The organism is Halomonas jincaotanensis (assembly GCF_018448785.1).
GTDB classification, from domain to species: Bacteria; Pseudomonadota; Gammaproteobacteria; order Pseudomonadales; family Halomonadaceae; genus Halomonas; species Halomonas jincaotanensis.
The window spans coordinates 85,757-98,893 of the sequence record NZ_JAHCLU010000011.1; the positions used below are offsets into that span (position 1 = coordinate 85,757).

Sequence of the window (13,137 nt, forward strand, 5' to 3'; positions counted from 1 at the left end):
GCATGTTCGATAACATAAAACGCCAAGGATCACACTGACACATGAGGCTGTTGCTGCTCGAAGACGATGGCCTGCTCGCTGAGAGCTTGTCCGAGAGCCTGAAGGACAGCGGTTACCAGATCGACCTGTCCACGTCGCTGGAAGTGGCCAGGCGCTTCATGGCTAGTGAAGATTACCTCCTGGCGATTCTGGATCTCGGCTTGCCGGACGGTTCCAGCCTTGGCTTGCTCGCCGAGTGGCGCCAGAAAGGGGTGGATCTTCCGGTTCTGATCCTGACGGCGCGGGACACCTGGGAAGACAAGGTCATGGGTCTGGAATCCGGCGCCGATGATTATCTGACCAAGCCGTTTCATGAGGCGGAGCTGCTCGCCCGAATCAAGGCACTATTGCGTCGTCGCTCGGGCAATATGTCTAAGATGCTAACGCTCAACGGTGTGTCTCTGGATGAAGACAATCAATGTGTCAGACTCGACGGCGGTCCCTGGCAGTCCTTGACGGCAACGGAGTTCCGCCTGCTTCGCTATCTGATGCATCACCCCAACCGCGTGATTTCGAAGGAACATTTGCTCAACCACCTCTACACGCTTGATCAGGACGCCGCGGCGCCTAACCTGGTGGAGGTATATATCGGTCGTCTGCGGCGCCACCTTGGCAAATCGATGATCCATACACGTCGTGGGCAGGGTTATGTCTTTATTACGCGTTGACCGGCGCAGCTTGCGCATCCGTCTGCTGGTCTGGCTGATCGGCTTCGCTGCGCTGGCGGCGGGAGCCAGCTGGTTGTTCCATGATAGATTACACAATGACCTGGCACGTGATTTCCTGAGAGAACGCCTGCGAAGTGAAGCGAACCATGCCATCGATCAGTTACAGAAGGACTGGCTTTCCGCGCCGGCACTGATGACATCATCCAGCCAGATCTATCTGATCTTTCATCATCTTTACGTTCTTCGCCTCGGAGACACCATCATCGCCTCGGAAGGCCGTTGGCAGGATGCTCTGGCTTCCCTGCTCGAGGAGGAGCAAGAGGCACTGGTGGAGGTCAGGGATGATGAGTATCACCTTCTCGTTTACCGCCAGCCATTCATGCTGAACGGAGAAACTGGCGTATTGCTGGTGGCGGATGACTTTTCTCATGTGGAAGCGGGGCTGTTCAAGCGACACTGGTGGGTATCCGTGATCGCCGCTGGCCTGATGTTGCTTCTGGTGATCCTGAACCTGCTGGCGGTCAATCTTGGACTGGTTCCGCTATCGCGACTCCGCGACCAGCTGGTTCAACTTCAATCGGGCAAGAGAGATCGACTCTCTCTGGATGTACCCTCCGAGCTGGACAGCCTGGTCAACCAGCTCAACCGGCTGATCGACGAGATCGACGATCGGCTGCGGCGCTCCCGCGAATCCACGGCAAACCTGTCTCATGCGCTCAAGACACCCCTGACGGCGGTCATCCAGGTACTGAGGGGGACGCGCCCCATCGATGATGAGCGGCGCAGGAAACTGGTGCAACGACTGGAGGCGATGCACGCCCAGCTTGACGCGGAACTTCGGCGTACACGAATCGCCGGCCCCAATGCGGGGCGCATGTCACAACTGGATCAGGACTGTGGACGGCTGCTGGAGATGTTTCGAGGCCTCTATCCGGAAAAGTGGTTCTGTTTAACCTTGCCGACGGTGAAGAGTAATCGGGTACCGATCGAGTCACAGGACCTTTCCGAGATGCTGGGGATCGTCCTGGACAATGCGGGCAAGTGGGCGAGCCGCCAAGTGAACTGTACTATCTCCCTCGACAAGGCATTGAGGATCACCGTCGAGGATGATGGTCCCGGGGTCGCGGAGGACGAACTGCCACACCTCGGCCAGCGTGGCAGGCGCCTCGACGAGCGCCACCCCGGATACGGCCTGGGGTTATCAATCCTGAGACAGCTCGTCACACGGTATGGGGGACAAGTAGCGTTCGATACTGGAAAACTTGATGGCTTGAGAGTGAATATTGCCATTCCCATCGCCTGATAATCCCTCTGGATCCCGGCTTTTTCAGCTGGGATTCAGCTTCTCCCGTCATAATGGTCAGCATCAGGTATTGATGGAAACCGTCTGGAAAGTTCGCGAGTCATCACGCCCCCGCTGCCACGCCGTTGGCCTCTGAAAAGCGATGCGGCACTCGGACCCGCGTCAGGCGGATTCATGTCGATGAAGCCTGGGCGATTCGATGAGGAGAGTAAAAAAATGGACGTTTGCCTAGTCAACGATACGTCTGACGACCCCAACCTGGGAGCGATCGCCACCTCCAGGGCGCTGCGGGAGCTGATTCAAGAGGCGGGTGGCTCGGTGGCATCCACCCTGTATCAGTACCGTCTCGGACTCCCGCAACCCGACGATACGCTCGAGGCAAGGCACTCGACATCGGAGGGGTGCGCCGACCAGGAGCTGCCCGATATCGCCCCAGTGAGCTGGAACGCCTTCGACGCATGCGCGGCGCGAGTCATGGACGGGGAGTGGTTTGCGTGGATCTACCGGGCGCTGAACGACTGTGATGCTGTGCTGATCAACGGCGAGGGGTGCATCTTCGATTGTACGCGACAGAGCCGGATGATCTACTTCATCGCCTATCTGGCCAAACGCTATCTGGGCAAGCCCACGGCCATCGTCAATCACAGCATTGTGATGAACGACCCGGTACTGGTAGAAATCGCGGCCAATGTCTACCCCTGCCTTGATGACATCGTGTTCCGCGAACCGGATTCAGCAAGCGCCTGCCCCGGTATAGCGGGGCATGTGGGGGCGGATGCCGCCTATATCTACTCTCCTCAACCGCTAGCGGATTGGAGCGGTCCGCATCTCGAACATTTCGATCCCGAGCGGCCCTATGTGTGTGTTGGCGGAGGGTCGGTGTTCTTCCGTGGAGTGCGCCCCGGACACGATCCGATTCCCGATTTCATGCGGCTGTGCAAGCGATTTCGACAGGAAATCGGGCAGGTGGTGTTGACGGCCTCCTCCCACAAGGACTTGCGCCTCATGACGCCGGTATCGCGAGAACTCGGGCTGCCGCTGATCGGTACCGACGACACTTTGCAGGCTACGATCGATGTGCTTGGGCATGCCACGGCCTACATCGGCGCGCGGTGGCATCCCAGTGTGTTTGCCCATCGCGGCGGCACCCCCGTGATCGCCTGGACGGAACATACGCCCAAGATGACGGCCTTCCTCAGGCAGGCCGACCTGCCCCTGGCAAGGTTCGATCCTTTTCGCATCGAAGCGCAACTTGAGGCAATCGTGAGGCTGGCAAATACCTACCTCCAAGAAGGCGAGGTGCTTCGCAAGCGGCTACGGGCCGGTGCACAACGTCTGGAGCACAGGGCGAGTGACAATATCCGGATACTCGGGTAACCACTCCCTGCCTGGATGGGCGGGCAGCCGACACACGCTCACTCGCCCCGCCGGGCGCCTGACGGCGCCATTCGCTCGGCGAAGCACCAACACCTACGCATACCCGTGCGGGTTATGCTGCTGCCAATGCCAGGTGTCGGCCAGCATGTCGTCGAGGCCGCGCCGGGCCTGCCAGTCCAGTTCCTCGCGCGCCTTGCCGGGGTCGGCCCAGATCGCCGCCACGTCCCCCGCGCGCCGCGGCGCATAGTGAAACGGCACGGGCTGCCCGGTGACCTGCTCGAAGCGCTCGACCATCTGCAACACCGACACCCCCTGCCCGGTCCCCAGGTTGTAGGCGTGGGCCCCCGGCCGCGACAAGCTCGTCAGGGCCTTTACATGCCCCTCTGCCAGGTCCATCACGTGCAGGTAGTCGCGCTCGCAGGTGCCATCCGCAGTGGGATAGTCGTTGCCGAAGATGGAGAGCCGCTCGCGCCGCCCCACGGCTACCTGGGCGATGAACGGCATCAGGTTGTTGGGAAACCCCTGGGGGTCCTCTCCGATCCGACCGCTCGGGTGTGCACCGATGGGATTAAAGTATCGCAGCAGGGCCACCGACCAGCGGCTATCGGCGCGGCACAGATCCTCCAGCACCTGCTCCACCATGGCCTTGGAGACCCCGTAGGGGCTGCTGGACACGCCACGCGGCAGCGACTCGTGGCACGGCATGGGCGCATCGGGCCCGTAGACGGTGGCCGATGAGCTGAATACCAACCGGCGCACCCCCGCCGCCTGCATCGCCTGGCACAGCGTCACCGTGCCGGCCACGTTGTTCTTGTAGTAGGCCAGCGGCTGTTCGACGCTCTCCCCGACAGCCTTCAGGCCGGCAAAGTGGATCACCGCCTCCGGCGAGTGCTCGGCCAGCAGGTCATCCATGCACTGACGGTCGAGAATATCCCCCTCGATGAAGGTCAGCCGACGCCCGGCCAGTTCCTCGACGCGCCGCAGGGATTCCCGTGAAGCGTTGACCAGGTTGTCCAGCACGACTACCTCGTGCCCCGCCTCCAGCAGGGTCAGCACCGTATGCGAGCCGATGTAGCCGGCCCCGCCTGTTACCAGAACGATCATGATGGCTTGCCTCTCGTGAGATTACATATAATAATCAAGTGTAACAAAACGATGCCAAATCACCCATATAACTTACCTCAATACCGCTTTCGAATCGGTGCACCGGGGCTTCTCATTGTCCAGTAGCAGGATCCTCATTGAGGCCCGGACGCCGATACCCGTTATAAAGTACTGACACATATCCGGCGCATCCTGAGGACGCAACGATGAAGCTCACCACCTGGCTGACCCTGGCTACCCTGGCGATGGCGCCACATTCTCATGCCATGGGGACCGACCGACTTCACAGCGAACACGGAGACGACATGATCCAACTCGATATCACCGGGAAGGAGGGCACGCGTTTCAACGGCAACGTCACCATTCATGCAGGTGGTGATACCCAGCATCGTCAGCTGGATGGTTCAGTGCCTACCCGGCTGACGTTCCAGGGAGAGGGTATCGACCTGGAACTCACCCAAAACAGCGAGGGGAACCTCTTCATCGAAGTGCACAAGGGCGGCAATCGCAGCAGCTCCCGAGTCACCGGCCAGGGCAGCCGGGTGCGGCTATCGGTCCAATAGCCGGTGCAGCGGATAGAGCCCGTCGCCTAAGGAAGGACAAGAGCAAAAACCTCCAAAAAAAAACCGGCCTCCGAAGAGGCCGGTTTAGGTACTGCGCCAGGCAAGGCGCGTTTACTGAACGACCGAAGCGGTGTTGAAGCTGCCGCGCTGAGTGGTGCTGGCAGAGTTGGCTACGCCCGTCTGGATATGATCGGCGGTGTTGGCAAAGCCGCCAGACTGGGCAATGGCTGAGCTGTTGAACATCCCCTTCTGATAAACATAGGCCGTGCCAAAGGCGCCGGACTGGCTCACAGATGAGGAGTTGGCGAAGCCATACTGGCGGATATCCGCATCATTGTCGTAGCCGCTCTGTTCCACGAGCGACTTGTTAAAGATGCCTTCCTGTTCGGTCTGGGCCATATCAGCGATGCCGCTCTGGCTGATATCGGAGTAGTTCTTGACGCCCTGCTGGGTGATCTTGGCATTGTTGCGGGCGCCGCCCTGATCAACCTGAGCATTGTTGGCGAAGCCTTCCTGCTCGACCCTGGAGACTCCGAAGAGACCCGACTGGGAGACATCGGCATTGTTGTAGCCACCGAACCAGCCCGAGCCGTTGCTCTGGTCCACAGAGGACAAGTTGTAGGAACCGGTCTGGCTAACATTGGCAGTCTGTTGGTAACCGCTTTGGTCGACGTCGGACTCGTTCGACGCGTTGGTCTGCAGCACGTTAGCGTCCTGACCGGTGCCACGCTGTTTAACGTAGGATTCGTTGCCCCAGCCGTACTGCTGGACATCGGCGTCGTTGCGGCTGCCCCGCTGGTCGACTTCGGAGCTGTTGTAAGCCCCGAACTGGGTTACGTTGAGATCGTGACCGCGGCCAGTCTGGTAGCTTTCAGTCTCGTTACCCCAACCGCGCTGGAAGTGGGTAGCGTCCTGGCCGCGGCCGGCCTGCTCAACATCTGCCTCATTGCGGATACCGATCTGGGTTACGCTGGCATCCTGATTGCCATAGCCAGACTGCTGGTCAATCTGTGCATCGTTACCCCAACCGGATTGGTCGACGGTGGCGTCGCTGTTGTCGTTTGCGATGGCATAGCCACTAGACATGGCAACAGCAGCAGCCAGCAGAGTCATCTTGAATTTCATGATAGTTCCCCTTACATGTTGCCCTGGCATAGCAGTCGTTGTTGGCAGTTACCAGGTCGATTTATGAAGCCGCTTGTCACCAAGACGGCCTCACTGAATCAGGTAACCCATGATGAAACATCAGTGCTGGATCACCTGAATTGCTGCCTTTCCACGCGAGAACTGTGTGACTTCAACAGGCGTCCCACGTGAGGCATTCAGTTGCATGACATCCACCCTACCGCGGACGCCACCCTGAATAATGTTGGCTTCCTTCCCGTATCCCTGCTGCAGGAGATTGGCCTCGTGTCCCTGGCCATACTGGACGATGGAACCCTCGAGATAACCTCCCGACTGAAGAATCCTGGCGCCATGACCAGAGCCGCTTTGTACGCTCAACGCACGGTTACCGACGCCGTCCTGCATGACCAGTGAGTCATTGTTCATGCCAGACTGCCGGATGGTGCTATCCTGGCGATTTCCGTGTTGATCGGTTACCGCAACATTGCCGAAAGAATACGCCGCATTTCCCTGAGCGAGCTCGGATGCCTGATGAAGATCGAGAGCGGAGGCTGTTGCCGAGAACCCCAGCATCGCCACGCATGCAAGGTGTACAAATGGCTGCAAGGCCTTCATTGAAGTCCTGGCCTGGATCGGGGTCTTCGTGTTCATCGAGGTTTGCATCGGGGTGATTCCTGCTCGTTAAGCTTGTTACAAGTATTTACAAACAGGACACACACAGCAATCAAATGTTTCTATGAATCTTCACCATCAGCAAACTCAGCACCTCGGCCCCCAGACTCATGACTTGGTTAATTAGCCAGAGTCGGAAAGTCTTAGCATTAGATGACCAAGCCGCAGGGACCTAAGTACCGGTACACCGGACCGCTCCCTTCGGCAGGAAAAAGCCACGGCCAGGTACGATGACCAAAAAAAAGCCGGCCCAGAGGGCCGGCATGAACTAGTGGTTACGCGTGTCGGATCAAAGCATTGGGATAGGAGCATCACGATAGGCAGTGAACACTTCGTGTTCGATATCCTCCGGATTTTCCAGCGACCATAGCCCCCTGTCGACGCCTTGGGTAACCAAATGAATGACGGCTGATTCGATGGCCGACATGACGGCCATCTGCACGGGCTCGTTGTGGGTATAGCCAGCCTCGGCTTCAAGCAGGCGCTGGAAACTGATAAAGCGATAGACCCCGGCCCGCACCTCATGGGAGTAAATCGTCTTGCTGGTGGTCACGTTGCCCAGCACTTCGCCCGTGGCAATATCCACTGCGCGCAGATTAATCGTCACCTGATCGACCTGATATTCTCCTGAGGCGCCAATACCAAAATATTCGGCGCCTATCCCCCCCGTCTTCATGTTGGAATCGTAGGCGATGATGCCGCCTTCAAGGAGTAGTCGTGCGGCGTTCAGCGACGACAGCTCGCCCTCTCTACCCACACGCTCCAGATTGGCCCTGATGATACGCCGCTCGGTCAGCAGGTTCTGCAGCCCCACCCGTTCAAGGGGGACGAACCACCCTGACTCCGCCAATGCCGAACTCAACATCGCCGCCCCACCCTGGGTAACGGCGGTCGAGAAGGTACTGGCAGGTGATGGGCGATACTGCCCGGTCTGATCGCGGAAGTCGTACACGGCCGCCCGTATCGGGGCACTGGGCCTCGGCAGCCGGACCAGATCCCTGTAGGTGTCTGTTCGAGGCGTCAAGGTGGCTGGCTCCCCCTCCAGGTGATCATAGGAGGTCACCACGCTGGCACAGCCGCTCAAGGTCAGTAACCCCGCTGCCATTAGAGTCGTGATCAATTTCATGTTTCTGCTCCCTGTTCCTTTGTATTTTTTCGTCTCAGCTCATCAGCGCCACGTCAGAACTGTCCCGAAGGCTGTCCGAGATTTATCGTTGTCTGTTCACCTGAGGTGCGATCCAGGATGTTCATCACAAAGCCACCCCCGCCCAGGCTACGAATTCTTATTCTCAGGTTTGAACTTTCGATCAGGCTGGTGCGTCCGGGCTCACCGTCCACAGCATCCTGAATCGCATCTTCCACCAGTCCGGCCCTCAAGTCCTGGAGAAACAGGTCCGTCTCGGAAAAGTTGCCGAAATCGGGGGCATCTGGGTCGGTATTGTCATCCTGTGACTGAGCCTTGTTCAGCAGGTAGTTGCCGACTAGCGGGTCTCCACCGAAGGAAGGATTGATGGGCTTGTAGATCAGCTCACCTGAGTAAGCGAGGCCCGCCGTGAACGTCATGCCTGTCGCCAGTGCTACGGATGCAATGTATTTAGCCTTCATCGTTATTCTCCTCTAACGAGCTAGATTTCTTGGTCAGCCAGGTCCGGATCATTATCAAGCGCCTGAAGAATGGTTTCCCTGATAACCATCTCCTCAACTTGCTCGATGGCGACTTTGACATACTGGTCAATGTCACTGAGCCTCGGTGGCATGGTGGCTTCGAATATCACTTTGTTATCAAGCATTATCCAGATCTGGCTTCCCCATCTGGCGGAGGGCCTCTCGTAAATTGCGAGATTGGCTTCTCTTATTACCGGATGCTCCAGGCTCAATTTGCCGAACTGCCTGAAAAATGTCTTCCCGGTCATGGTAACGGTGCGGTCGATAAGCACACCCTGAATTCCGGGCTCACCCAGGCTGAACTGTCGGTCCAGTTCCTCTTCTGCTTGTCCGGGCTTCTCCACGATCCCTTCCTGTTCCTCCTCGACAATGCTCTCCTCCTCGACGATGGGTTCCTGCTCCTGAATCAAGCCCCCTGGGTCCAACTCGACCTGGGCATATGCGCTGGTAGCAATAGCCAGGGGTATCGTGAGAATGCAGAGCAGTGCAAAAGTCTCTACCGAATGGATTCGAGGTTGCATTCCTTTACTCTCCTGCGATTGTTCAATTTCTGTAGCGGAGGTGGAGCGCCAAGATTCTGCCTTGCCCAATTGACCGCTTGAGTTCTATTGTGGACATCGATCTTCTTGAAGATATTGTACAAGTGCGACTTTACCGTATGTTCGCTGACAAAAAGTCCGTCGGCGATCTGCATATTTGACGCACCAGAGCCTAGTAACCCGATGATTTCCAACTCTCTCTGCGTAAGACCGCAAGCGGGACGATAGGAGTTCAGCGACTGTTTCCTGAAAAACTCTATAAGGTGTGTCATTAGCGTCCTGGACATCCAGAGGTGTCCTTCCAGAAGCTTGTCGATGCCTTTGCAGATCAACTCGAGAGAGTCATGACGGTAGAAGACCCCCGAAAGATGCATGAAGGTCAGCAATTTTGCCGCATGTGCTTCATCTTGCATGTTGAGAGCCACAAGACACATATCGTCATATTCGGCGAGCATTTCCTGCCATATCAGCATATGGCTTTCGTCCAGATAACCCGCATCCATGATCACGATGACCGCATCGTCTGGAAGGCTCGCTGCGCTGTCTTTCGGTGAGAGCTGCGACACAGCACAGTTGATGTTGTTCTTGATGAAATCGATGAAGAGGCTCAATTGTGGGTTGTGCTCCGACACAATCACCACACTCCCTTTCCTTAGATCCATGCTTTTCTCCCGTATGATCATGCTCTAACCATTGTTCGCGGTTTTTCTTCATGGCAGTCGGAGGGAAGTATGGTACGAAGCTTCATTTATGTAAATATATGTTACCTATTGTATTTTATGGTCATCCAAAGAACTAGAATTCTAACACTTTAGTAATCCTTTTTAAAACATATGCTTAACATTTATCAATGAATCATATTCAATTTTATGGTATTCTAATATGAATAATATTCAGCGATAGGCAGCACAAATTAGTGGCAAACCGTCACTCATACGGCTTACCCGCCACGCGGCGGCTCACTTTTGTACCCACCGGGCCATCGACACCGAGCGGCTGTACCAGCTGCAGTAATGCCTGATCGCCGATCCGTGCATCAAACGCCGCCTGGGACCGTTGTCGCGCCCGCCTCCCCTGCTACTGGGTAGGATCAGTTTGCTCCTCCACCCCTACATCTGGTGGTCACCAGTCGTAGCCATGAATCACTCGCGCTTTCGTCCCACGCCGCCGACAAGTGTCTCATCGGGTTCAACCGTGCCGGAGAGTCGTTCGCGTCTTGTCCAGGATGGATGCCGCAGTCACTGTCCTCTGATAGCAACAGGACGAACGCACAAGGCGCCCTCGCGAACGCCGCCACGGCACCGCTGCAAACCCGCACTTTATGCAGACGAGGCCATTGGGCCAGGGGAGTTATTCCAACCATGCAGCGCAGACCGCGTCGTTGGGAAACATGTCAATGAACTCGTGTTACTTGCACGGATCGTCACGACCGGCCACTATCGCGCCCAACGCGGTGTCACTACATAGTGCAGGAGGAGAAAACCGTTCACCGGTTTTAGTGAAATAGATGCTTAAAATTGGCCGAAAGCCCGGAATTCGCAATAAATAAGCATTAAGTCTGACAGTCTTCTGATCACAAAGATCATAAGTACCATACCAGCCATATCACCCGACTCCCCATGAATAATGATGAAATAATAATCGGAAGTCTTATAATGATAATATTGTGTTGTTTTGTTTTGTAAATTATTTTATGGTCTTTGTAAACTCTCTCTCTTCGCGGGTGCGCCACCGGAGTGAACTTCATCATGAAATTTCGAAAAGATATACAGATGGTTAGAGGAATATCGGTCTTATTTGTTGTCCTTTACCATTTGCAAATCGCCTCCATGCAGAGCGGTTTTCTCGGCGTAGATGTATTTTTTGTAATAAGTGGATTCCTGATGGCGGTACTCTATCAGGAGGGCAAGGCGAAAGAATTTTTCCGTAGGCGTGCCAAAAGGCTCCTTCCTGCCTATTTTGTCACTATATTGGCGAGCTTGCTTTTAGCCATATTTATCACACTTCCCACCGAGCTGGATCAGGTGGTGGAGCAGTCTTTATTTGCTACCTTCTTCGCGTCAAACCTTGGTTTCTGGATGCAGAATTCATATTTCGGCACCAGGGAGTTTGCCCCCTTGCTCCATCTCTGGTCCCTGGGGGTGGAAATTCAGTACTATCTGTTGGTTCCCTTGCTTTTCTATGTATTCAAGAAAATCAGATTTTCCTACTTTCTGATTCTTGTGGGGTCTGCCTCATTATGTTTTGTCATGACGACCATATCGCCGAAGACATCATTCTTCATGGTGCCGCTGAGGCTGTGGGAATTCTTGTTGGGGTATGGGGCAGCAACATTTCTCACTCTAAACGGCAATGTGAAATATACCAACAAGTCCTGGATGGGCGGGGTTGCTATTATTGTACTTGCCGCCATCCCCTTCATGCCTGTAGACGGCCAAGCACAAAGCGTCATAAGCGGTCATCCGGGTATAGCTGCGTTGATTGTGTGCTTGGCAACGACTGCGGTGATGAGCTTCGGTCTCCCGGTTCGCCTCCAGGCTTCATGGGCTGGCGACTCGTTAACCTTGCTCGGAAAATATTCCTACTCTATCTACCTGGCGCATTTCCCCGTGATCGTCCTGTATCTCTATGAGCCGTTCTCGGGGACGGTGATGAGTACTGGCAGCTTCCAGGATACGCTTATCCTGTGCGGGCTTATCGCCGTGCTATCACTCGCGCTCTATCATGGTGTAGAAAAACCAAGCCAGAATGTGAACGTAAAAAAAGTCTTGCCTGCTACCATGCTGGCAACACTGCTGCTTTCCCTTACTGCACACGCTTCAGAACGGTTCAGGTATGATTCGAGCGAGCGAGCCATCTTCAACGCCTGGGAGGATAGGGCCACTTATCGTTGTGGGAAAATCTTTAGATTATTGAATCCGCTTTCCATAAGCTGCGAATTGTCAGGCGACAGGGATATGGAACACGGTGATGCCGTCATGCTGGTTGGCAACAGTCATGCGGATTCCATTAAAACGGAGTTTGTGGAGGTGGCCGAGGATTATGGAAAAAAGGTATACTTTATGGTGCCCAACAATCCACTAATGCCTGGGGGGCCTTCAATCGAAGCGGTCCTCAATGAAGCTATCGAGAGAGACGTAAGTGAAATTGTGCTTCATTATGATGCCGATGGACTGGAACAGGTTCCCATGGAGAATTTGGTGAAAGATGCGGGTGAGAAGAACATCATTGTCTCACTCATCATGCCCGTGCCTTCCTATGATAGTCATATACCCGAAGCTCTGTGGCACCAAAAGGAATCGGGCAGACCCATCCCCAGGAAAACTATTGAGGAATATGTAGAAGAGAATAAAAAAAGTTTTGATCTGGTCGAAAGAATAGATGCACTAAATTTCTTTTACTATGAAACGGCGGATTATCTCTGCAAAGAGGAGTGCTCCGTGACCGATGCGTCGGGAAAACCCCTCTATTTTGACGCTCATCACCTGACATTGTCCGGTGCCAAGGTAATCGACGATGCCTTTGAGCTTTCGCTGGAGTAGGCCCGGTGTGGGATTCATCCCCTGAGCTGAGCCTGGATATGTGTTCCCTGAATCCTGGATTCATAGAATAACCGCAGCACCTGCTGTGTTGAACCGTACCGGGATTCCCGGAGGCCCCATACCTTAGAGGATGGATCCATGAACCCTGCGAAGCGATATTCCCCCGTATTCCCCCGAGGTACGTCAGCGGGCATTCCATTAGGGTAAGACGCGCAACCTTCCCGCTTAAGCCTGTCGGATTTACGTCATGGTGTTCCGTACAAGCATAGGGCTTTGATGAGTTGGGCCATCTCACCCCACCATGATGCCTCGTATCCGCTTCCTGTTCGACTAGGCGCCCCCGTCGAGCCAGCGTTTTGCCTCGGGCTGCCTTCAGATTCCCCCTCGCGGGAGACACCCTTGCCTTCGGCTAGCACTTCCCCTTGCCGGGCGTGCAGGGGACTTTCACCCCCGAGTCATACCGGGGTGTCAACGCCAATGAAGGCTGTCCGGATTTCATCACTTTAGATTGTCCGTTTTTTATCAGTGCTCTTTCATCGG

12 protein-coding genes are annotated in these 13,137 nt (G+C 55.6%); 5 read left to right on the plus strand and 7 right to left on the minus strand.

From position 1 onward, the window contains the following. The first annotated feature begins 41 nt into the window (after positions 1 to 41). The 3 genes from KG088_RS11440 (at position 42) to KG088_RS11450 (ending at position 3,387) form a co-directional block, all read left to right on the plus strand. A complete protein-coding gene (locus KG088_RS11440; RefSeq protein ID WP_213825656.1) occupies positions 42 to 707 on the plus strand; it encodes a response regulator transcription factor in 666 nt (221 codons plus the stop codon). Continuing rightward, positions 688 to 2,010 carry a sensor histidine kinase gene (locus KG088_RS11445; protein ID WP_250148214.1) on the plus strand — a complete coding sequence of 441 codons (1,323 nt, stop codon included), beginning with the start codon at positions 688 to 690 and terminating at the stop codon, positions 2,008 to 2,010. Before KG088_RS11440 ends, KG088_RS11445 begins: the two co-directional genes overlap by 20 nt. A 216-nt stretch (positions 2,011 to 2,226) precedes the next feature. Further along, a complete protein-coding gene (locus KG088_RS11450; protein ID WP_213825658.1) occupies positions 2,227 to 3,387 on the plus strand; it encodes a polysaccharide pyruvyl transferase family protein in 1,161 nt (386 codons plus the stop codon). Between the two features lie 93 nt (positions 3,388 to 3,480). On the opposite strand, the gene galE is transcribed toward KG088_RS11450, so the two are convergent. Further along, complete coding sequence (gene galE / locus KG088_RS11455; protein WP_213825659.1) at positions 3,481 to 4,491, minus strand: UDP-glucose 4-epimerase GalE; 1,011 nt, start codon at positions 4,489 to 4,491, stop codon at positions 3,481 to 3,483. Between the two features lie 206 nt (positions 4,492 to 4,697). Here galE and KG088_RS11460 point away from each other — a divergent pair, with 206 nt between their 5' ends. After that, on the plus strand, positions 4,698 to 5,054 hold the full coding sequence (locus KG088_RS11460) for a hypothetical protein (RefSeq protein ID WP_213825660.1): 357 nt from the start codon (positions 4,698 to 4,700) through the stop codon (positions 5,052 to 5,054). 111 nt (positions 5,055 to 5,165) lie between these two features. On the opposite strand, the gene KG088_RS11465 is transcribed toward KG088_RS11460, so the two are convergent. The 6 genes from KG088_RS11465 to KG088_RS11490 form a co-directional block, all read right to left on the minus strand. Then, positions 5,166 to 6,179 (minus strand): hypothetical protein, encoded by a 1,014-nt coding sequence (locus KG088_RS11465; protein WP_213825661.1) that lies wholly within the window; start codon positions 6,177 to 6,179, stop codon positions 5,166 to 5,168. Positions 6,180 to 6,299: 120 nt separating this feature from the next. After that, positions 6,300 to 6,842 (minus strand): hypothetical protein, encoded by a 543-nt coding sequence (locus KG088_RS11470; protein WP_213825662.1) that lies wholly within the window; start codon positions 6,840 to 6,842, stop codon positions 6,300 to 6,302. A gap of 298 nt (positions 6,843 to 7,140) precedes the next feature. Then, positions 7,141 to 7,977: a CsgG/HfaB family protein gene (locus KG088_RS11475; protein WP_213825663.1), complete on the minus strand. Its 837-nt coding sequence runs from the start codon at positions 7,975 to 7,977 to the stop codon at positions 7,141 to 7,143. Positions 7,978 to 8,030: 53 nt separating this feature from the next. Continuing rightward, positions 8,031 to 8,456 (minus strand): curli assembly protein CsgF, encoded by a 426-nt coding sequence (locus tag KG088_RS11480; protein ID WP_250148215.1) that lies wholly within the window; start codon positions 8,454 to 8,456, stop codon positions 8,031 to 8,033. Between the two features lie 20 nt (positions 8,457 to 8,476). After that, positions 8,477 to 9,037 carry a CsgE family curli-type amyloid fiber assembly protein gene (locus KG088_RS11485; protein WP_213825664.1) on the minus strand — a complete coding sequence of 187 codons (561 nt, stop codon included), beginning with the start codon at positions 9,035 to 9,037 and terminating at the stop codon, positions 8,477 to 8,479. Further along, positions 9,013 to 9,717 carry a LuxR C-terminal-related transcriptional regulator gene (locus KG088_RS11490; RefSeq protein ID WP_213825665.1) on the minus strand — a complete coding sequence of 235 codons (705 nt, stop codon included), beginning with the start codon at positions 9,715 to 9,717 and terminating at the stop codon, positions 9,013 to 9,015. Before KG088_RS11490 ends, KG088_RS11485 begins: the two co-directional genes overlap by 25 nt. A 1,086-nt stretch (positions 9,718 to 10,803) precedes the next feature. Between KG088_RS11490 and KG088_RS11495 the strand changes: the two genes are divergently transcribed. Next, on the plus strand, positions 10,804 to 12,597 hold the full coding sequence (locus KG088_RS11495; protein ID WP_213825666.1) for an acyltransferase family protein: 1,794 nt from the start codon (positions 10,804 to 10,806) through the stop codon (positions 12,595 to 12,597). Positions 12,598 to 13,137 lie beyond the last annotated feature (540 nt).